The following is a 20,605-nucleotide window of genomic DNA, read 5'->3' as shown; positions in this document are numbered from 1 at the left end:
GGTGTTCGTCGACTCGTCGATCGCGATGATGCCCTTGCCCGGGGCGACCATCGCCTGGGCGGTTTCGGCAAGCTGTTCGATGCTCATTCGGGGTCCTTGGCGCGCTGGAATCGGGGGCCGGCATTATACCGGCCGGGCTGCATACGATTTCAGCGGCGGGCGGCCGCCCGCCGAAGCGCCACGGGCTCGCGCGGCCCGTGGCCGCGAGCGGCGCCCCCTACTTGATGAAGGCGCTGGGCTGGCGCTCGTTCTGGGGCGCCGTCCAGTAGCGGCTCTTCGCTTCGTAGAGATCCCGGAGCGCGCGATCCCAGTTCTTGCCCTTGTCGAGCGCACGGGCCAGGTCGCCATTGCCGCAGCGCTGCGCGGAGCCGGTGCCGCCGTCGTCGAACTGCACCGTGGTCGCGGTGAGCGTGCGGCGCGCCTCGCCCTTGGACTGGTACCGCCACTGTGCGACGGCGCCGGCCGCGGCCTGCGCGAACCGCTCGATCGCCTGCCGCCGCGCGACGGGCGAGCGCGCACTCGCATCGGCCTCCAGCGTCCGGAACCCCGAGGTGCTGCCGTCCGGCTCCACCATGTAGGCGAGCGTCACGCAGCCGGTCACCTTCCGCGCGGCCAGGTCCGGCGGGTAGGTCACTGCCGAAGCGGGATCGACCGGCGACCAGTAGCTGCCGAGCGCGTCGGGACCGGCGATGCGGATGTCTTTCGACGGGTCCGCGCCTTCGGCCGCGAGCACGGACGAGGCGGGTAGTGCGAGTGCAAGTGCGATAACGAATATACGTTTCATGATCCCGCCTCACGGGCTAAGCACCGATGCGCGCGGATGCGGATCGGGCAGTGATGGGCCTGCGCCGGTTCGTGCTTCAGGACGCCGGACCGCCGGAAACCCGAGGTGACGCCCGAACGGCGGCGGCCGACGGGCGCCACGCGTGCCACTCAGCGGCCGCCAGCAGCGATCGACGGGTCGCCGAGAAAGCGCTGGGTCGTGCCGTTCCAGGGCGAGTCGCTGGCGCGCACGGCGCGCGGAGTCCCGAAGGCGTTGGCCGATGCCAGTCCTTCAGCGCGGCCCGCGCGCAACACCGCGGCGTCCAGCAGCCAGTTCCAGTCGCGACCGCCGTCGAGCATGCGCGCGGTGGAGGTTCCGCTGCAGGCCGCCGCCCCGTCGGATACGGGCTCGCCGAAGTGCAGCGTGGTCGCGGTCAAGGTCGGGTTCGCGTCGCCACGGGCAGCGAAGCGCCAGTCCGCGACCGCCTGGCCGGCCGCTTCGGTGAAGCGATCCAGCGCCACGCGCTCGGCGAGCGGCGAGCGCGGGCTCGCGCGGCCGTCCAGATAGCGCACGTTCGAGGCGCGACCGTCCCGGTCGATCGTGTAGGTGACCGTCACGCAACCGCTGATGCCGCGCTGGGCGAGTTCAGCGGGATAGGTCGGCGGAACGGCGGCGACCGGCGTCCAGGCGGCGCCGAGCGCGTCGGGTCCGAGGACACGCAGATCGCCGGATGAGACATCGCCTGCCCAGACCTGCGTGGCGAACAGAACTGCACCGAACAGCACGAGCTTCCCTTTCATGACGTTCTCCGGTGGTGGGTGCCCCGAATCTAGCGCAGCCGCACCGCGCGGCGGCGGCCTCCGGTCGGCGACCGGGGTCAGAGTTCACCCAGCCCCTCGGCCTTGCCGCCGGGACCGATCTGCAGGAGCCGCAGGGTATTGGTCGCGCCGTGCTGCTGCATGATCTCGCCGCTGGTGAAGATGATGCGATCGCCCTCCTCGAGCAGGCCACGCTCGAACAGCACCTTCGCCGAGGCCCGCGCGGCGACGCCCGCGGTCATGCCGCCGCTCTCGAACGGCAGCGCGGTGACGTCGCGCATGAGCGACATCTTGCGACGTGCGGCTTCGTCGCCCGACAGCGCGATGATCTGCGCCGGCGAGCGGAATCGCGACAGGAAGCGCGGCGTGCCGCCGGACTCGGTGATCGCCACGATCGAACGCACGCCGATGTGCTCGGAGAGGAACATCGCGGCCATGGCGATCGCCTGGTCGGCCCGGTCGAGGCCGCGCGGCGCCTTCTCGAAATCGGTGTCGTGCGAGAACTGGCGCTCGGCGCCGAGGCACACGCGCGCCATCGCCTGCACCGCCTTGAGCGGGTACTTACCGGCCGCGGTCTCCTGCGACAGCATCACCGCGTCGGTGCCGTCGATGACCGAATTGGCGACGTCCAGCACCTCGGCCCGCGTGGGGATCGGGCTGTCGACCATCGACTGCAGCATCTGCGTCGCGGTGATGACGACGCGATTGCACGACAGCGCCTCGCGGATGATCTTCTTCTGCAGGCCGGGAAGCTCCGCGTCGCCGATCTCCACGCCGAGGTCGCCGCGCGCCACCATCACCACGTCGGACGCCTCGACGATCTCGCGCAGGTTCTCGATCGCCTCGGCGCGCTCGATCTTCGACACCAGCGCCGCGTTGCTGCCGGCTTCCTGCGCGATGCGGCGGGCATCGTGCATGTCCTGCGCGTTGCGGCAGAACGACACGGCGATGAAATCGACGCCGATCTGCGCCGCGACCTTGATGATCGCCTCGTCCTTCGGCGTCAGCGCGCCGAGCGACAGGCCGCCGCCCTGCTTGTTCAGGCCCTTGCGATTGGACAGCATGCCGTCGTTGAGCACGGTCGAGATGATGCGCTCGCCTTCGACGCGGTCGACCTGCAGCTGCATCATGCCGTCGTCGAGCAGCAGCACGTCGCCGGGCACGACGTCGCCGGGAAGCCCGAGGTAGCTGACACCGACCTCGCGTTCGTTGCCGGGCGGCGCGTCCTCGCGCGCGACCAGGTCGAAGCGGTCGCCAGCCCTCAGCTCGACGCGGTCGTTCTCGAACTTCTCGATGCGGATCTTCGGACCGGGCAGGTCGGCGAGAATGCCGACCTCGCGACCGACGCGAGCGGCCGCCGCGCGCACCGCGTCCGCACGCTCGACCTGCGCCGACGGATCGCCGTGCGAGAAGTTGAGGCGGACGCAGTCGACGCCCGCTTCGAGCAGCCGGTCGAGCACGCCCGGGGCATCGGTGGCCGGGCCGAGGGTGGCGAGGATCTTGGTGCGGCGCGTGGTATGGGTCATGCGGCGGCTGGTGGCGGAACGATCGCCGAAACCTAGCACGCCGCCGCGACCGCACGCGCGGCAATCGATTTCAGGCGAGCAGCCGTACCAGTGCGTCCGGAGCATCCGCCACGGCCGCTGCACCCGCGCCGCGAAGCTCGGCTTCGTCGCCGAATCCCCACAGCACGCCGACGCCGCGCATGCCGTGGTGCACGGCGCCCTCCATGTCCATGCGGCGGTCGCCGATCATCGTGCAGTCGCCGGCGCCGGCATCCAGCCGCTGCAGCGCCTCGGCGATCAGCTCAGGCTTGTGGCTCAGTCGGCCGTCGAGAGTGGCGCCGACGATCTCGACGAAGCGATGACCGAACGGCAGGCTCGCGAGGATCTTGCGCGCATGCGGCTCGTTCTTCGCGGTGACCACGGCGAGCCGGTGGCCCGCCGCATGCAGCGATTCGACAGCCTCGGGGATGCCGTCGTAGACCGCATGCTCGGACCAGCCATGCGTTTCGTAACGCTCCCGGTACAGCTCGACCGCGCGCTCGACGCGCGCATCGTCGCGCAGCAGAGGCGCGAAGCTCACGCGCAGCGGCGGTCCGATCCAGCTGCGCAGCACCTTGGCGTCGGGCACCGGCTCGCCAAGCGCCTCGAATGCATACGCCGCGCAGCGCGTGATGCCGACGGCCGAATCGATCAGCGTGCCGTCGAGGTCGAAGAGCAGCGTCGCCATCAGCCCGCGCGCGCTTCGAGCGCGGCGACCGCCGGCAGCGTCTTGCCTTCGAGGAATTCGAGGAACGCACCGCCGCCGGTCGAGATGTATGACACGCGATCGGCGATGCCGTACTTGTCGACGGCCGCCAGCGTATCGCCACCGCCGGCGATCGAGAACGCCGCGCTGTCGGCGATGGCATGGGCGAGCGCCTCGGTGCCCTTGCCGAACGCGTCGAATTCGAACACGCCGACGGGACCGTTCCACACCACGGTGCCCGCCTGCTTCACGATGTCGGCGTAGTGCGCGGCGGTCTGCGGGCCGATGTCGAGGATCATGTCGTCTCCCCCAACCGCATCGACCGCCTTCACCGTCGCCGGCGCATCGGCCTTGAACTCGGGCGCGACGACGACGTCGACCGGCATCGGGATTTCCGCGCCGCGCGCCTTCGCCTGCTCGATGATCTGCTTAGCCGTGTCGACGAGATCGCGCTCGACCAGCGACTTGCCGACACCATATTCCATCGCGGCGATGAACGTATTCGCGATGCCACCGCCGACGATGAGCTGGTCGACGCGCGAGACGAGATTGCCGAGCAGCTCGAGCTTGGTCGACACCTTCGAGCCCGCGACGATCGCGAGCAGCGGGCGCGCCGGGTGCTGCAGCGCCTTGGCCAGTGCATCGAGTTCGGCCATCAGCAGCGGGCCGCCGCAGGCGACCTTCGCCTGCCGGATCACGCCGTGCGTCGAGGCCTGCGCGCGATGTGCCGTGCCGAACGCGTCCATGACGAAGACGTCGCAGAGATCCGCATACGCCTTCGATAGCGCCTCGTCGTCCTTGCCCTCGCCGACATTCATGCGGCAGTTCTCGAGCATCACGACCTGACCGGGCTTCACGTCGACGCCGGCGACCCAGTCGCGGACCAGCGGCACGTCGACGCCGAGCAGTTCCGACACGCGCTTGGCGACCGGCGCGAGCGAATCGGCCTCGCTGAAGACGCCTTCCTTCGGCCGACCGAGGTGCGACATCACCATCACCGCCGCACCCTTTTCCAGCGCCATCCGCAGCGTCGGCAGCGCGGCCTGGATGCGCTGCTCGGACGTGATGCGCCCGTCGCTGATCGGCACGTTGAGATCCTCGCGGATCAGCACGCGCTTGCCGGCGAGGTCGAGGTCGGACATGCGGAGGATGGACATGGGGGAACTCCCGGGGAGGCGACGGCGCGGGGCGCGGAGCCCGCTATTGTCGCCGCTCGGAGGATCGCGGAAAACGGCCAGCCCGAAACGACGAAGCCCCGCACGGGGCGGGGCTTCGTGGCACGGCGTCGACCTCAGTCGTCGCGGTAGCCGTCTTCGCTGGCGTCGTACTCGATCTTGATCAGCACCGCCTTGCCGTCGAAGTCGGACTGGTTGGTGAAGACCAGCCGGCCCAGGCCCTTGTAGGCGCATTCGGTGCGGACCTTGTCGCCGCCGAAGTGGAACGGGATGAACGACTTGCCGGTGAAGTACTGGCCGCACTCGGCGTCGTCCTGGCGCTTCTCGCCGACGACGTCCTCGACCTGCTTCTGCGACATGCCGATCTCGAGCTTGGTGAACGGGCTGCCCGGGATCTCGTTGCCGACGATCTCGCCTTCCACGCCCTTGCGGCCGGTGACTTCCCGGCTCGGCGGCTCGTCGGAATCCTTCTTCTTCGCCTCGGCCGAAACGGCCGACAGCGCGACCAGCGCCACCATGCAGGCGGCGAGCGTCTTGCGTGACATGCGATCTCCTTTCAATGTCCCCATGCGCGGCTGCGCAGCGGCAGTATGCCAGCGGCCGCGCGGCCGACAAACCGGGGATTCCCGCGCCCCGCGGTCGGAAAACTCCGACCCCGTAACGACGAACCCCGCCGGTCGGCGGGGTTCTCGTGGCGGGCTGCGGCCGGGATCAGGCGGCGACGACGCGCACCATCTCCAGGCACTTGTTCGAGTAGCCCCATTCGTTGTCGTACCAGCTGACCAGCTTGACGAACGTCGGGTCCAGCGCGATGCCGGCCTCGGCGTCGAAGATCGAGGTGCGGGCGTCGCCGCGGAAGTCGGTCGCCACGACTTTGTCGGTCGTGTAGCCGAGCACGCCCTTGAGCGCGCCTTCCGACTGCGCCTTCATTTCCGCGCAGATCTCGTCGTACGTTGCCGGCTTCTCGAGCTCCACGGTCAGGTCGACCACCGACACGTCCGACGTCGGCACGCGGAAGCTCATGCCGGTGAGCTTCTTGTTGAGCTCCGGGATGACCACGCCCACGGCCTTCGCCGCGCCCGTGCTCGACGGGATGATGTTCTCGAGGATGCCGCGGCCGCCGCGCCAGTCCTTGTTGGACGGGCCGTCGACGGTCTTCTGCGTCGCGGTCGCCGCATGCACCGTGGTCATCAGGCCGCGCTTGATGCCCCACTTGTCGTGCAGCACCTTGGCGAGCGGCGCGAGGCAGTTCGTGGTGCACGAGGCGTTCGAGATGATCGGCTCGCCGGCGTACTTCGCGTGGTTCACGCCGTACACGAACATCGGCGTGTCGTCCTTCGACGGAGCGGACATGATCACCTTCTTCGCGCCCGCCTGCAGGTGCTTGCCCGCGCTGGCCTTGTCGAGGAACAGGCCGGTCGATTCGATGACGACGTCCGCGCCGATGGCGTCCCACTTGAGGTTCGCCGGATCGCGCTCCTGCGTCAGGCGGATCTTGTTGCCGTTGACGACGAGCTGGCCGTCCTCGATCGACACGTCGGCATCGAAGCGCCCGTGGACCGAGTCGTAGCGCAGCATGTAGGCGAGGTAGTCGGGCTCGAGCAGGTCGTTGATGCCGACGATCTGGATGTCGCCACCGAAGTTCTGCACCGCCGAACGCAGCACGTTGCGGCCGATGCGGCCGAAGCCGTTGATGCCAACCTTGATCGTCATGGGGAGCTCCTGCGGAAAAAGGGGCCGGACCGGGCCGGGCGTGGCGCGGATTCTACCAGCGACGCCGGAGCCTCCGCGGCCTCGACGACGGTCGAACGGCCGTTTGAACTTGGGGGGCACGCTGGACATTCGGCCAGGGCGATCCGATGAGGCGTCCGTCGCCACCGCGCAGACGCATGCTGCCGACCCGCAATCCGCCGGGACCGCGCGACGTCGCTCGATGCGTCGACGTCGGGGGCGATCGCGCCACGTGCCGACGCTGGACGGATCGTGCCGATGCCTTGCATCCACCATCGAAGGTGCGCTCGGCGGCATGTCGTACGCACGCACGCGCGGGACGACACCGCGATGCTGGCCGACTCGAACATCGAGCCGCATGTCAACCGCGCGGCCTGCGTGCACCGCCCGTGATTCAGCAAAGGGCGGTGTGCCGTCACGTACGATCGCGCCATGACACGTCGCCTCGTCGCCGCCCTCCTTCTCATCAGCCTCGCCGGCCCGGCCTTCGCGTGGGGCGCGATGGGCCATCGCCTCGTCGCCGACCTGGCGGCGGACGAACTCACGCCCACGGCGCGCAGAGCGGTCGACCGGTTGCTGGCCGGCGAGAAGAACCCGACGCTGTCGGGCATCGCATCATGGGCGGACGACGTCCGTGCGAACGATCGGGTGCTCGGCAAGAAGAGCGCGCCCTGGCATTACGTCGGCATCCATTCGCCGACATGCGCCTACCAGCCACCGGTCGACTGCCCGGACGGCAACTGCGTCGCCGGTGCGATCGATGCGCAGGCGGCGATCCTCGCCGACCCGCGCCAGTCGATCGAGGCGCGCCGGCAGGCGCTCAAGTTCGTCGTGCACTTCATCGGCGACGCGCACCAGCCCCTGCACGCGAACAATCGCGAGGACAAGGGCGGCAACGTGGTGCAGTTGCGCATTCCGGCGCCCAGCGGCGAAAAGGGCGGCAACCTGCATTCGCTGTGGGACAGCGGGCTGATCCAGCATGCCGGCCTCGACGAGGCCGCGTACCACGCGCGCCTGAGGGCCCTGCCGCTGGCGGTGGACGTACCCTCGGCGCCGCTGCCGCCGCACAGCGGGGCCTGGGTGGAAGCGTCGTGTCGCCTCTCGATGCGGGACGGCGTGTATCCGCCGTCGCCGTACATCGACGAGGCGTACTACGCCCGGTGGACGCCGGTCGTGGACGAACAGCTGCGCCGCGCCGGCGCGCACCTCGCGCAGGTGCTGAACGCCGCACTCGACCGCTGACCGGTCGCAGCAGGCAGGTCGCCCGTCGCAGCGCATTTCGCGTCGCGGCCGGTTACTCTTGGCGTCAGGCGCCGACAGGGGAGCGGCCGCCGGGCACGCATGCAGATCGAAGAGCGCGAGATCCAGTCGGACCAGGTGAAGCTCGGCATGTTCGTCTGCCGGCTCGATCGCCCGTGGATCGAAACGCCGTTTCCGCTGCAGGGCTTCTACGTCCGCGAGCCCGAACAGATCGACACCCTGCGCGAGCTGTGCGGCCGCGTGTGGATCGACATCGAGCTCAGTCGCCGCAGCATGGGCGGCAACCTGCGCGGGCTGACGTATGCCGCGGCGGGCCTGGCGACCGCGCCGGCTGCGGCCCCGCCGATGGCCTCGTCCGATCTCGCGGACCCACGCATCGGCAGCGCGCGGTACGACGACAGCGTGGCGCTGGACGATGAGATCCCGGCCGCGCGGCAGGCGCTGGAAGCCGCCGCCTCGACCATCAACGGCATGATCGAGCAGGCCCACGGCGGGCAACCGATCCTGCCGGAGGTCGCGAACACGGCGGCCCGGCCCATCGTCGCCAGCGTGCTGCGCAATGCCGATGCCGTGTTCTGGCTCAACGCGCTGCGGCGTCGCGAAGGCTATGCCTACTCGCACGCGCTCAACTGCGCGGCGCTGGCCGCGGCGTTCGGTCGCCACCTCGGCCTGCCGGAAGACTTCCTCGTCGAACTCTCGATCGGCGCCATGCTGATGGACATCGGCACCACGCAGGTGCCGGAAACCCTGCTGGCGCATCCCGGCCCGCTCGACCCGCTGTCGATGGCGCGCGTGCGCCGGCACGTCGAACTGGGCACGCAGATCCTCGCGACGGGCGCATTCGGCCCGATCGTGCGCGAGATGGTCGGCGGCCACCACGAGCGCGCCGACGGCAGCGGCTACCCGACGCGCCGCGCGGGTACCGACATCCCGCTGCACGTGCGTATCGCCGCAATCGTCGACAGCTTCGACGCGATGACCAGCGAACGCCCCTACGCCCCCGGCATGGCGCGCCACGTCGCGCTGCAGGAGCTCTACCGCGCGCGGCAGACGCGCTACTACCCCGAGCTCGTCGAGCAGTTCATCAGCTGCCTCGGCGTGTATCCGACGGGCTCGCTCGCGGAGCTCAACACCGGCGAGGTGGTGGCGATCATGGCGCAGAACACCGCGCGCCGGCTGCGGCCGCGCGTGCTCGTGCTGACCGCGCCGGACGGCACGCTGCTGCCGGTGTTCCGGTCGCTGGACCTGCTGCAGGCCGCGTCGGACGTCGAGATCCGCCGGCCCCTGCCCGACCGGCACGCCGGCATCGACGTTTCGGAACTCTATCTGTGAACCGGTCGGCCCTCGCCGCGCGCGTCGCCGAGATGGTCGCCCACTGCGGAGGGCGGCAGTTCGCGCTGATGCTCGTGCGCATCCAGCGGTTGCAGGAGTTCCGCCTGGTGCACGGCTACGAGGCGAGCGATGCCGTCGGCCCAGCCGCCGACGCACGCATCCGCGACCTGCTGCGTCCGCAGGACGAACTCGTGCAGGTGTCCGAGAACGAGTTCATCGCGCTGCTGCCCGACCTGCTCAATGCGGGCCACGCGATGCTCGCCGGCACGCGCGTCGTGCGCGCGTTCGAGGCGCCGCTGATGTTCGAGGGCCATGCCGTGATGACGCCCGTGGCGGTCGGCATCAGCCTGCACCCCGAACACGGCGACGACGCCAAGAGCCTGCTGCGCCGCGCCGAGATCGCACTGCGCGACGCCAAGCGCATGAGCGAGCGGTGCGCGGTGTATACCAGCGGCACCGAGCGAATGATGGTCCCCTACGAATGGCTGCACGATGCGCTGCAGACCAATCGCCTGGAAGCGCATTTCGAGCCGATCCTCGACCTGCGCCGCAACGCGGTCTGCGGCTATGAATCGCTCGCGCGCTGGAACGATGGCGACAACGGACCGATCCGGCCCGATGTATTCATCCGGCTCGCGGAAGACACCGGGCTCATCGGCGAGCTCACGCGCTGGAGCCTGAACGCCACGTTCCGGCAAGCCGCCGCCATCCGTGGCCGCAACGAGGCGATGCGCTTCTCCGTCAACGTCTCGCCGCGCGTGTTCGGGCAGCGCGACCTCGTGCAGCAGATCACCGGTGCGCTCGCGGTGTGGGACATGCCGCCCGCCGCGGTCACGCTGGAAGTCACCGAAAGCGCGCTGATGGAGGAGCCGCTGGCGAGCATCGCCATGCTCCATACGCTGCGCGATGCCGGCCTTGGCGTGGCCATCGACGATTTCGGCGCGGGATATTCATCGCTCGCCTACCTCAAGCAGCTGCCCGCGACCGAACTCAAGATCGACCGCAGCTTCGTCGCGGACATGCGCCACGACATCCGGTCCGCGCGCGTGGTGCGGGCGATCATCGACCTCGGCCACCAGCTCGACCTGCAGGTCGTCGCCGAAGGCGTGGAGGACGCGGAGACGCTCGAGGTGCTGCGCGCCCTGGGCTGCGATCGCGCGCAGGGCTACCACATCGGTCGCTCGACGCCGGCCTCGCACCTGCTGCAGCGGATCGCCACGCCGGATTGACCCGCCCGACCCGAACGAAAAACGGCGCCATCCGGCGCCGTTTCCGTTTGCGCGGATCGCCGGTTCAGGGCAGCGCGCGCGCAACCTCCACCACGCGCTCGACCGTGAAGCCGAAATGCGGGAACAGCTTCTCGGCCGGCGCGCTGGCGCCGAAACCGTGCATGCCGATCACCGCCCCGTCGAGGCCCACGTACTTGAACCAGTAGTCCGCGGTGCCGGCCTCGATCGCGACGCGGCGACGCACGGCGTTCGGCAGCACCGACTCGCGGTACTCGGCCGGCTGGCGGTCGAAGATTTCCGTGCAGGGCATCGACACCACGCGCACGCCATCACCCAGCTGCGCCGCGGCGTCCATGGCGAGCCCCACTTCTGAGCCGGTCGCGATCAGGATGACCTCCGGCGCGCCCACCGAATCCTTCAGCACGTAACCGCCGCGTTCGATGTCGGCGACCTGCTGCGCGTCGCGCGCCTGGTGCGGCAGGTTCTGGCGCGAGAAGACCAGGCAGCTCGGCCCGTCGCTACGCACGATCGCGTGCTTCCACGCCACCGCCGACTCCACCGCGTCGCACGGACGCCAGACGTCGTTGTGCGGGATGTAACGCAGGCTCGCCAGGTGTTCGACCGGCTGGTGCGTCGGGCCGTCCTCGCCGAGGCCGATGGAGTCGTGCGTGTACACGTGGATCACGTGCGCGCCCATCAGCGCGCTCATGCGCACGGCGTTGCGCGCGTAGTCGCTGAACACGAGGAACGTCGCGTCGTACGGGATGAAGCCGCTGTGCAGCTCCAGGCCGTTGCAGATCGCGCCCATCGCGAACTCGCGCACGCCGAAGTAGATGTAGTTGGCGTTCGGGTCGTCGCTCGCGACGGACTTCGAGCCCTTCCACAGCGTGAGGTTCGAGTGCGCGAGGTCGGCGCTGCCGCCCACCAGCTCGGGCAGCAGCGGCGCGAACGCTTCGATGGCCATCTGCGAGGCCTTGCGGGACGCGACGACGGGGCCTTCGGCCTGCAGCTTCGCGATGTACGCATCGGCGGCGGTAACGAAGCCCTCGGGCAGCGTGCCGTGGATGCGCCGCGAGAACTCGGCGGCCTCCTCGGGAAAGCGCGCGGAATAAGCCTGGAAGCGGCGATCCCATTCGGCCTCGCGCAGCGCACCGGCGTCGAGGGCGCGCCAGGCCTGGGCGATCGGCCCCGGCACTTCGAACGCCCCGGCGGTCCAGCCCAGCGCGGCGCGCGTGGCGACGATCTCGTCCTTGCCCAGCGGCGCACCGTGGCTCGACTCCTTGCCGGCCTTCGACGGCGAGCCGAAGCCGATCGTGGTGCGGCAGCAGACCAGCGTCGGCCGGTCGCCCGACGCCAGCGCCCGCTCGATGCCCGCCTTGATCGACGCCGCGTCATGGCCGTCGACGCCGCGCACGACGTTCCAGCCGTAAGCCTCGAAGCGCGCCGGCGTGTCGTCGGTGAACCAGCCGTCGGTGTTGCCGTCGATCGAGATGTGGTTGTCGTCCCAGAAGGCGACCAGCTTGTTGAGCCCCCACGTGCCGGCCAGCGACGCGGCCTCGTGCGAGATGCCTTCCATGAGGCAGCCGTCGCCGAGGAAAACCCAGGTGCGGTGGTCGACGATGGCGTGGCCATCGCGGTTGAAACGCTGCGCGAGCAGCTTCTCGGCGAGCGCGAGGCCGACGGCGTTGGCGAAACCCTGGCCGAGCGGGCCGGTGGTGGTCTCCACGCCCGGCGTCATGAAGTTCTCGGGATGGCCCGGCGTCTTAGATTCGAGCTGGCGGAAGTTGCGCAGGTCGTCGATCGAGACGTCGTAGCCGGTCAGGTGCAGCAGCGCGTACTGCAGCATGGAGCCGTGGCCGTTCGACAGGATGAAGCGGTCGCGGTTGAACCAGCCCGGATTGGCCGGGTTGTGGCTCAGGTAATCGTTCCAGAGCACCTCGGCGATGTCGGCCATGCCCATCGGCATGCCGGGGTGGCCGGAGTTGGCGGCCTGCACCGCGTCGATGGCGAGGAAGCGGATGGCGTTGGCGAGTTCGCGTCGGTTCGGCGTGGTCATGGGTGCGGAGGCGGCGTCGGAAGCGGTGGCCGCGACGCGGGTCGCGGCGGATCACCCATTGTCCCATGCCCCGCCGGGCCGCGCCGTCGCGGCATTCCGGACCGCGCGGCTTCACCCAGTGCCGCTTGACGCGACGCCGGATTCAAGCCGTTCGAATCCCACGCGCCGTAGTGCCGACATCACTCGAAGCGACTCCGGTTCCCGCGCGTTTGGCGGCGAACCGCGAATGCCTGGCGTCAGTGCCCCATGCCGCCCGACTGCGGCAGGTTCTCCGGCAGCTCACCTTCGCCACTGCGATGCGAGACCACGACCGCGGTGGCGAGGTCGCCCGTCACGTTGAGCGCGGTGCGGCACATGTCCAGGAACGTGTTGACGCCGAGGATGATGCCGATGCCCTGCGCGGGCAGGCCGATGATCCCGCAGATCATCGCGATCACCGGCAGCGAGCCGGACGGGATGCCGGCCGTGCCGATGCCGCCGAGGATGCACAGCACCAGCACCAGCAGCTGCTTGGCAATCGGCAGGTCGAGCCCGTAGACCTGCGCGAGGAAGAGCACGGTGATGCCCTCGAACAGCGCGGTGCCGTGGTGGTTGGCCGAGGCGCCGACGGTCAGCACGAAGCGCGAGACCTTGCGCGGCAGGCGCAGGTTGTCCTCGGCCACGCGCAGCGTGACCGGCAGCGTCGCCGTGGACGAGGCGGTGGCGAACGCCGTGAGCGTGGCTTCCTGGCTGCCGCGGAAGAAGGTCAGCGGTGACATGCCGCCCATCAGCTTCACCCACAGGGGCAGCACGACGAAGCCGTGCACCGCGAGCGCGATCAGCACCGTGGCGACGAACCAGCTCAGGCCCACGATCACGCTCCAGCCCAGCTGCGCGCAGAGGATGAACATGAAGGCGAACACCGCGTACGGCGCGAGCTTGATGAACATGCCGATCAGGTGCATGCAGATCTCGAACAGGCCGTGCAGCGCGTTCTTGAACGCCTCGGTGCCCGCCGTCGGCCGCATCACCAGGCCGATGCCGATCATCAGTGCGAAGAACACGATGCCGAGCTTCTGTTTGTCGTCGCCCATCGCACCGATGATGTTGTGGGGCACGATGTTGACGATGAGGTCGATGAAGTTGAGCTCGTTGCCCTTGGTGACGATCTCGCCCGCCTTGGCGAGGTTGCTCGCCATCGCCTGCTGCACGAGGTCCGGCGGCAGGTGCGTGCCGGGCTGCATCAGGTTGACCATCAGCAGGCCGATGAGCACGGCCGCGGCGGTCATGCCCGCCGTGTAGATCAGCGTGCGCCAGCCGAGCCGGCCCAGGCTCGCGATGTCGCCGAGTTCCGCGACGCCGAGCACCAGCGCCGAGAACATCAGCGGCACCACCAGCATGAACAGCAGGTTGAGGAAGATCTGGCCGAAAGGCTTCGCGACCCAGGTGATCGCATTGGCGACCCACGCGGCGTCGGGCGAGGTGACGTGCACCACGAGGCCGATCACGGCGCCCAGCACGAACCCGAGCAGGACTTTGACGTGCAGCGGTAGCCCGCGCTTGGCGGTGGTCGTCGTTGCGGCGTGCATGCGGTTCTCCCCGGCGAGGCCGGCGAGCTTAGCAAAGCAGCGGCAGCGCTCCCCCGTTCATGCGCCGGGATAGAGCGGCGGCAGCGGATCGCGATGCGCGGCCGGCGGCGCACGCCAGCGCGGGCCGCGGGCGAACGCGGTGCGCAGGCGCGAACGCGCGAGCGCCGGATCGCCGCCGGCCCAGCGGGCCCGCTGCAGCGCGTCGACCGCCTCGCGCTGCGCTTCGTCGTCGAGGCGTGCCATCACCGCATCGAGGCCGGCCGAGGCATCGCCCGCGAGCGCGCGCAACGCGAGTTCGATTTCGCCGAGGTCGCCCGCCTCGAGTGCGCGCGCGAGCGTGCGCACGGGGTCGGGGCAGCGCGGCGGCGCGGCTGCGGGTGTCGGGGACATCGCCGGGATCGGCGCTGCCGCGTCGTGCACGGGGGCCGTGTCGGCCCGCGCGTACGTCGTGGGTGACGCAGCCGTCGTCGCGGCCGGCACGGTGAACGGTGGCGGCTCGACCGCGCGCGGCGTGCCGCCACGCTGCCGGACGCGCCAGGCCAGGCCCACGGCGATCAGCAGCAGGGCGATGCCCGCCGTCATCGCGAGCATCGTGCGCGACGCCGTCGCGGGCGGATGCGCGTCCTCCGGCGCCGCGGCGGGCACCTCGGCGGCGGCGGCCGGCATCGCGCCCGGCGCGACCTGCAGCGTGATCGGCGGCAACGTCGCGGTGCGCGCCGCACCGGCGCGGCTGTCCCACCAGTCGATGCGAGGGCCGGGTATTGCCCAGCGCCCGGCCCGGGTCGGCACGATCGAGAAGCGCCGTTGCAGCCGCACGTGCGGGCGACCCTCGGCCATCGTTTCGTCCGACTGCGCGCGCTCGGGGAAGACCTGCACGCCGTCGGCGGCCGGCAGCGTCAGTTCGGGAAGCTGGGACGCGGTGGCGCCGTCGGCGACGACCTCGACCACGACGTCGACGGCGCGCCCGACCTGCGCCTGCGCAGGACTCGCCAGATAGCGCATCGACAGCGCGCGCAGCGGCAGCCACGGTTGCGGCGCATTGGCGGGAATCGGACGCACCGTCAGCACGCGCGGCCGGGCCACCGCATGCAGCGCTTCCTGGCCGTCGCCGAAGAGCTGGTCGAGCGCATTGCCGGTGCCGCGGCCCTCGAAGCGCGCGGGCGGGATCACCAGTTCACCGCTGCGCTCGGGGATCAGCAGGAAGCGGCGCTCGGTCACGACGTACGAACGCGAGCCGAGCGTGCGCCGGTACTGCACGTCGTCGCCGATGCGCTGCAGGCTGGCGCCCGTCGGCTCGGGCTGGTCGAGCTCGCCGGCGATCAGCGGCACCGCCGAATAGAGCCGCACCGTCCAGCCGACCGTCTGCTGCACGTACGGATCCTGCGCGTCCGCCTCGCTCTGGATGAAGACGTCGCCATTGCCGGGATCCGACGCCGCCGGCGCGGCGGTCACCAGCAACGTCAGCGGCAGCGTGACGCGACCGCCCACGCGCAACGCCGGAATGCGCAGCAGGCCGTCGCGCTTGGGCCGCAGCGCCACCGCGTACAGGCTCGATGCGCTGACGCTGCCATTGCTCCAGGACAGCTGCCGTCGGCTCGCCTGCCCGCTCAGGTCGAAGTCGGCGAGCAGCGGCGCGTAATCGGGCGCGGCGTTGGCATCGGTTTCGATGTTGAGCGTGGTGGTTTCGCCCAGCGCGATGCGATCGCGGTCGAGCCAGGCGCGTGTCTGCGCACCGGCAACGCCCGCGAACAGGCAGAGCACGACAACCAGCAACCACCGCGTCGCACGGCTCATGGGGGCGAGCCTCCCATCTGCCGGCGTTCGTACTCCAGACGGAACTTCTCGCGCAGCAGGTTGCCAGGCTCGTCGGGCACGCGCATGAGCGCGGCATCGTCGGACAACCTGCGTTCGCGCTGCGCGGGCGTCATGCGCGCCGTCGCCGACTTGGCGGCCTTTGCCTGCGCGTCGCGGATCGCCTTCTGCATGCGTGCACGCTGCGCGGCATCGGCCTGCGCCTGCTTCGAGGCGTCGGCGGGCTTGGGCGGCTGCGCCTGCGAAGGTTGCGAGGCCTTGCCGGTCTGCGGCTGCCGCGGCGTCTGCGGCTTCGTCTGGCAGTTCGCATCGCCCGGCGCGCAGTTGCGCGACTGCTGCGACGACTTCGACGCGTCGCCCTTGTTGCCCTGCTGGCCGTCGCGGCCGCCCTCGCGCCGCTTCAGTGCCGCGAGCACCGCGCGCCGGTTGGCGACCGCATCGGGCATGCCCGGCGCGCGCTTGAGCGCTTCGTCGTACGCCGACACGGCGTCCTCGAGCTTGCCCGCCTTGGCGAGCGCATTGCCGCGGTCGTAGTGCGCGTCGGCGGTGTCGGCGCGGGCGAAGGTCGCCGCGGCGCCGGCGTAGTCACCCCGACGGTACTGCTCGATGCCGCGATCGACCGCGCGGTGCGCACGCTGGTCGGGCCGCAGCCAGAGATCGGCGGCGAGCGAGGGTCGCGGCAACAGCGCGAATACCAGCACCGCGGCGGCGATGCGCGGCCGCCGCACCAGCACGATGAGCGCGAGCAACACCACGAGCGGGAGCAGGCGCGCGCCCTCGTCCGCCCAGGTGCGACCTCCATCGCGACCGCGGCCGGCGCCGGCGCCGCGCGTGGCCGCCGACGCGAACACCGCGTCGTCGGCGCCAGTAAGCGACAGGCGTGCGTAGTCCCCGCCGCCGGCGTCGGCGAGCGCGCGCAGCGAACGCTCGTCGAGCGCAACGCCCACGACGCCACCGCCCGGCGTGCGGACGTTCGCACCCGCAGGCGACCCGAGCCCGATCGCCGATACCACGTCGCCGGCGGCGCGCGCATCGGCGGCGGCGCGGCGCGCCTGCGCGTCGGCATGGTCGGTGATCAGCACGATGCGGCCGTGCGCGAAACCCCCGCGCTCGATCAGGCGTCGCGACCATGCGATCGCGCGCGCCGGCGATTGGCCGTCGACCGGCATGACGGACGGCTCGAGCGCATCCACGAACAGTGCGACGTTCGCCGCGTCGTCGGTAAGCGGCGCGACGGTGAACGCGTCGTCGGCGAACGCGACGAGCGCGATCGGGCCGTCGCGGTGCGTCTGCAGCAGGCGCGTGAGGCGCGCTCGCAGTTGCGCGAGGCGCGTCGGTGCGAGGTCCGCGGCGAGCGTGGCGCTGGACAGGTCGACCGCCACGACCAACGGCTCGCGCGCCTGCCAGGCCGGTGCGTCGGTCTGTCGCCACGCGGGGCCGGCCAGCGCGATCGTCGCCACCGCGAAGGCCAGCGCGGCCGCGACCGCGACGCCGCGGCGCCGCGTGCCGGTACCCGGTTCGAGCAGGTGCGGCAGCAGGTGCGGGTCGATCGCGCGCTGCCAGTCGTCGCCGCGCGCCGCGCGGTGCCGCAGCCACCAGGCGGCGACCGGCAGCACGAGCAGCGCGAGCAGCCACGCCGGGCGGAGGAAATGCAGCGGCCCCAGGTCGATCATGCGCGGCGGCTCCGCACCGCGGCCAGCAGCGCGAGGACCAGCGCGGCCCCGAGTGGCCACGGATAGCGCTCGATGCGCGGACGCACCGCGCGACCGGGTCGCGTGATCGGCTCGAGGCGATCGATCTCCGCGTAGATGCCGGCGAGCTCCGCGGCATCGCGCGCGCGGAAGAAGCGCCCCCCGGTGCCGGTGGCGATCGCGCGCAATGTCGTCTCGTCGATCTCGTCGCCGCCGCCGCTCGGCAGGCGGAAGCCGAACAGCGACATCGAGCCGTCACCGCCGAAGGCGACCGTGTGGATGCGCACGCCGGCGTTCGCGGCGATGCCCGCGGCCTTGCGCGGATCCAGCAGTCCCGCGGTGTTCACGCCATCGGTGAGCAGTACCAGCACGCGCTCGCCGGTGGGCTCGTCGCGCAGGCGCTTCACCGCGAGGCCGATCGCGTCGCCGATCGCCGTCTCCTGTCCCGCGAGGCCGACCACGCTGTCGGCGAGCTGCTCGCGCACGCTTTCGCGGTCGAGCGTGAACGGCGTGAGCACGTGCGCCTGGCGCCCGAACACGAGCAGGCTCAGGCGATCGCCCGCGCGCCGATCGATGAAGTCCGAGAGCACCGCCTTCGCCGCGGTGAGCCGGTCGACGACGTCGCCGCCCAGTTCCATGTCGGGCTCGTTCATGCTGCCCGACAGGTCGAGCGCGAGCATGAGGTCGCGGCCTTTCGCCGGGGGCTGCACCGGCGGGCCCAGTTGCTGCGGGCGGGCCGCGGCGATGCAGAGCAGAAGCCATGCGAGGCCTGCGAGCACGCCGATGCCGCCGCGCACGACGCGGGGCGACGTCGCGCCGACGACCTCGCGGACGCGATCGCCGATCGGCAGCCGCAGCGCCGCGCCGTCGCCGGTGGACGGCGGAGGCCGAAGCGCGCGCAGCAGCCACGGCAGCGGGATCGCGAGCAGCCACGCGGGCCACTGCAGCAGTTCGAACCAGTCGCGCGGCGACAACGTCACCGGCGGCGCTCCATCAGGTCGACGAAGCGCGCGCGGGCCAGATGCAGCGCGGCGTCCGCCTCGTCTTCGGGGACGTCGGGGCGGAACGGGCCCTCCAGCAGCAGGCGCCCGGGTCCCTCGACGAAACGTTGTCGCGGCGTATCGAGGAAGTCGAGCCATGCCTCGCCGTCGAGGCGATCGGCGTCGGCACGACGGCGGCGCGCGGCACGACGCAACAGTTCCGAGGCCGCCGCGAGTCGCGCCGGGGCGTTCGCGGCGCCCGCCAGCCCGGCGTCGAACAGCGCGATGGCCTGCCGACGGCGACGCCCTCGACGCGAGCGGAAATACCACGCGATCGCAGCGATCGCCACGAGCGCGGCGGCGAGCAGCCACCACCCGGGCGCCGGCGGCCAGAGCGAGGGCGCGGGAGGCCTATGGACATCGCGGAGAACGAGGCCGTCCTGCATCAGGCCACCCGTGCCACACGTCCGTCGAGCAGCGCGAGGCAGGCTTCGCTCGGATCGGCGGTGGACAGCCCGGCCACCCGCACGCCGCGACCCGGAAGCACTTCGGTGGCGCGTTGCAGCGGCGCGGCGAAGCGCGCGAGCCAACGCTGGCGCGTGGCCGCATCGTCGAGCGGCACCTCGATGCGCGCGCCCGCCGCCGCGACGGGCAATCGCACCGCCGGCGGCTGCGTTTCGATCGGATCGTGCAGGAGCACGATCGCGACGTCGTGGTGCCGCGCCAGCCCGCTCCATCGGTGCAGCGGCACGGGGTCCAGGCTCGACGGATCCGCGAGCACGATCAGCCTCGCCCCCGGGCGCAGCAGGCGCTGCGCACGTTCCAGTGCAAAGGCGAGGCCCTGGTCGTCGTCGGGCGGTTGCGCATACCAGCGCGCGAGCGCGTCGATCACGCGGAGCGCGCCGCGCGGCCCGCCGGCCGGTGGTACCGGCGCCTCGCGCGGCGCGGCCCGCATGATGGCGACGCGGTCGCCCTCGCCCACCGCGCGCCACGCGATCGCCGCGCCCGCGCGGGCGGCCTGCACGGATTTGAAGCGCACACGCGTGCCGAAATACAGCGCGGCATTCGTATCGGCAACGAGCAGCGTCAGGCGCTCGCGCTCGGCGTGGAAAACTTTCGTATGCGCGCGGCCGGTGCGGGCAGTGAGGCGCCAGTCGACATGACGCGCATCGTCGCCGACGGTGTATTCGCGCGATTCGGCGTACTCCATGCCGCGCCCGCGCATCGGCGACGCGGCGAGGCCGGCGTTCGCATTGCGCACGCGCCTCAGGTGGCGCGGGCTCGACGCGACGGCGCGCAGCGCCACCAGCTCGGCCACCGACGGCACCACGCCGGGAGCGTCGGGATGTTCGCGTCCGCCTGCCATCGCCATCGGCCTTACGGCAGCGGCACCCGCGACAGCAGCTCGGCGACGAGGCGGCCGCCGTCCCAGCCCTCGGCGGTGGCTTCGAAGCTGGGCAGCACGCGGTGGCGCAGCACGTCCGCGGCCACGCTGCGCACGTCGTCGGGGGTCACGTAGTCCCGGCCGGCCAGCCATGCATGCGCACGCGCGCACCGCTCCAGCGCGATCGATCCGCGCGGGCTCGCGCCCCAGGCGATGCGTCGACCGAGCGCCGCGTCGTAGCGCTGCGCGTCGCGCGAGGCGAGCACCAGCTCGACGAGATAGCGCTCCACCGCGGGCGCCACGTGCAGCGACAGCACGTGGCGGCGGGCGGCGAACACGTCCTCGATGGACATGCGCTCGATCGGCGCGACCGGTGCCTCCACGCCCGTCTCAAGCATGCTGCGCGCGCGATCGCGCGCCAGGCGCAGGATCTCCGACTCGACCTCCGCGTCGGGATAGCCGATGCGCACGTGCATGAGGAAGCGATCCAGCTGCGCCTCGGGCAGCGGAAACGTGCCTTCCTGCTCGATCGGGTTCTGCGTCGCCATGACGAGGA

18 protein-coding genes and 1 pseudogene are annotated in these 20,605 nt (G+C 71.2%); 3 read left to right on the top strand and 16 right to left on the bottom strand.

Features of this window, described 5'->3' with window-relative positions; genetic code table 11:
- The 8 genes from E4F61_RS10685 to gap all read right to left on the bottom strand — a co-directional run.
- A partial coding sequence (locus tag E4F61_RS10685; RefSeq protein WP_133479651.1) for a class I fructose-bisphosphate aldolase occupies positions 1-87 on the bottom strand: 87 nt, incomplete at its 3' end.
- 130 nt (positions 88-217) lie between these two features.
- Positions 218-784 carry an energy transducer TonB gene (locus E4F61_RS10680; RefSeq protein WP_133479650.1) on the bottom strand — a complete coding sequence of 189 codons (567 nt, stop codon included), beginning with the start codon at positions 782-784 and terminating at the stop codon, positions 218-220.
- A gap of 149 nt (positions 785-933) precedes the next feature.
- Positions 934-1,563: an energy transducer TonB gene (locus E4F61_RS10675; RefSeq protein ID WP_133479649.1), complete on the bottom strand. Its 630-nt coding sequence runs from the start codon at positions 1,561-1,563 to the stop codon at positions 934-936.
- Between the two features lie 77 nt (positions 1,564-1,640).
- Complete coding sequence (gene pyk, locus E4F61_RS10670) at positions 1,641-3,107, bottom strand: pyruvate kinase (protein WP_133479648.1); 1,467 nt, start codon at positions 3,105-3,107, stop codon at positions 1,641-1,643.
- A 70-nt stretch (positions 3,108-3,177) separates the two neighbouring features.
- Positions 3,178-3,813 (bottom strand): HAD hydrolase-like protein, encoded by a 636-nt coding sequence (locus E4F61_RS10665; RefSeq protein WP_133479647.1) that lies wholly within the window; start codon positions 3,811-3,813, stop codon positions 3,178-3,180.
- Positions 3,813-4,988: a phosphoglycerate kinase gene (locus E4F61_RS10660; protein ID WP_133479646.1), complete on the bottom strand. Its 1,176-nt coding sequence runs from the start codon at positions 4,986-4,988 to the stop codon at positions 3,813-3,815. Before E4F61_RS10660 ends, E4F61_RS10665 begins: the two co-directional genes overlap by 1 nt.
- 134 nt (positions 4,989-5,122) lie before the next feature.
- Positions 5,123-5,551, bottom strand: a complete 429-nt coding sequence (locus tag E4F61_RS10655; RefSeq protein WP_133479645.1) for a hypothetical protein — start codon at positions 5,549-5,551, stop codon at positions 5,123-5,125.
- 166 nt (positions 5,552-5,717) lie between these two features.
- Positions 5,718-6,719 carry a type I glyceraldehyde-3-phosphate dehydrogenase gene (gap, locus tag E4F61_RS10650; protein WP_133479644.1) on the bottom strand — a complete coding sequence of 334 codons (1,002 nt, stop codon included), beginning with the start codon at positions 6,717-6,719 and terminating at the stop codon, positions 5,718-5,720.
- Between the two features lie 450 nt (positions 6,720-7,169).
- Here gap and E4F61_RS10645 point away from each other — a divergent pair, with 450 nt between their 5' ends.
- From E4F61_RS10645 to E4F61_RS10635, 3 genes are all read left to right on the top strand, one after another.
- Positions 7,170-7,979 (top strand): S1/P1 nuclease, encoded by an 810-nt coding sequence (locus tag E4F61_RS10645; protein ID WP_133479643.1) that lies wholly within the window; start codon positions 7,170-7,172, stop codon positions 7,977-7,979.
- A gap of 99 nt (positions 7,980-8,078) precedes the next feature.
- On the top strand, positions 8,079-9,329 hold the full coding sequence (locus E4F61_RS10640) for a cyclic di-GMP phosphodiesterase (protein ID WP_133479642.1): 1,251 nt from the start codon (positions 8,079-8,081) through the stop codon (positions 9,327-9,329).
- Entirely contained in the window at positions 9,326-10,558 is a 1,233-nt protein-coding gene (locus E4F61_RS10635) for a putative bifunctional diguanylate cyclase/phosphodiesterase (protein ID WP_133479641.1), read from the top strand. Before E4F61_RS10640 ends, E4F61_RS10635 begins: the two co-directional genes overlap by 4 nt.
- A gap of 64 nt (positions 10,559-10,622) precedes the next feature.
- Here the strand turns inward: E4F61_RS10635 and tkt are convergent, their stop codons facing one another.
- From tkt to E4F61_RS10595, 8 genes and pseudogenes are all read right to left on the bottom strand, one after another.
- Positions 10,623-12,614, bottom strand: coding sequence for a transketolase (tkt, locus tag E4F61_RS10630; RefSeq protein ID WP_133479640.1), 1,992 nt, complete (start codon positions 12,612-12,614; stop codon positions 10,623-10,625).
- A gap of 236 nt (positions 12,615-12,850) precedes the next feature.
- Positions 12,851-14,182 carry a dicarboxylate/amino acid:cation symporter gene (locus tag E4F61_RS10625; RefSeq protein WP_133479639.1) on the bottom strand — a complete coding sequence of 444 codons (1,332 nt, stop codon included), beginning with the start codon at positions 14,180-14,182 and terminating at the stop codon, positions 12,851-12,853.
- A 57-nt stretch (positions 14,183-14,239) separates the two neighbouring features.
- A pseudogene (locus tag E4F61_RS10620) lies at positions 14,240-15,883 on the bottom strand (BatD family protein); the annotation flags it as partial.
- Positions 15,884-15,972: 89 nt separating this feature from the next.
- On the bottom strand, positions 15,973-17,667 hold the full coding sequence (locus E4F61_RS10615; protein WP_133479637.1) for a VWA domain-containing protein: 1,695 nt from the start codon (positions 17,665-17,667) through the stop codon (positions 15,973-15,975).
- Positions 17,664-18,665: a vWA domain-containing protein gene (locus tag E4F61_RS10610; protein ID WP_425480150.1), complete on the bottom strand. Its 1,002-nt coding sequence runs from the start codon at positions 18,663-18,665 to the stop codon at positions 17,664-17,666. The genes E4F61_RS10615 and E4F61_RS10610 overlap by 4 nt, the downstream gene beginning before the upstream one ends.
- Complete coding sequence (locus E4F61_RS14895) at positions 18,662-19,111, bottom strand: DUF4381 family protein (RefSeq protein WP_133479635.1); 450 nt, start codon at positions 19,109-19,111, stop codon at positions 18,662-18,664. Before E4F61_RS14895 ends, E4F61_RS10610 begins: the two co-directional genes overlap by 4 nt.
- On the bottom strand, positions 19,111-20,031 hold the full coding sequence (locus tag E4F61_RS10600) for a DUF58 domain-containing protein (RefSeq protein ID WP_238382894.1): 921 nt from the start codon (positions 20,029-20,031) through the stop codon (positions 19,111-19,113). Before E4F61_RS10600 ends, E4F61_RS14895 begins: the two co-directional genes overlap by 1 nt.
- 11 nt (positions 20,032-20,042) lie before the next feature.
- A partial coding sequence (locus E4F61_RS10595) for an AAA family ATPase (protein ID WP_133479633.1) occupies positions 20,043-20,605 on the bottom strand: 563 nt, incomplete at its 5' end.

The sequence above is a fragment of the Cognatilysobacter segetis genome, from assembly GCF_004359965.1.
Lineage (GTDB): Bacteria > Pseudomonadota > Gammaproteobacteria > Xanthomonadales > Xanthomonadaceae > Cognatilysobacter > Cognatilysobacter segetis.
This window is presented reverse-complemented; position numbering and strand designations above follow the sequence as displayed.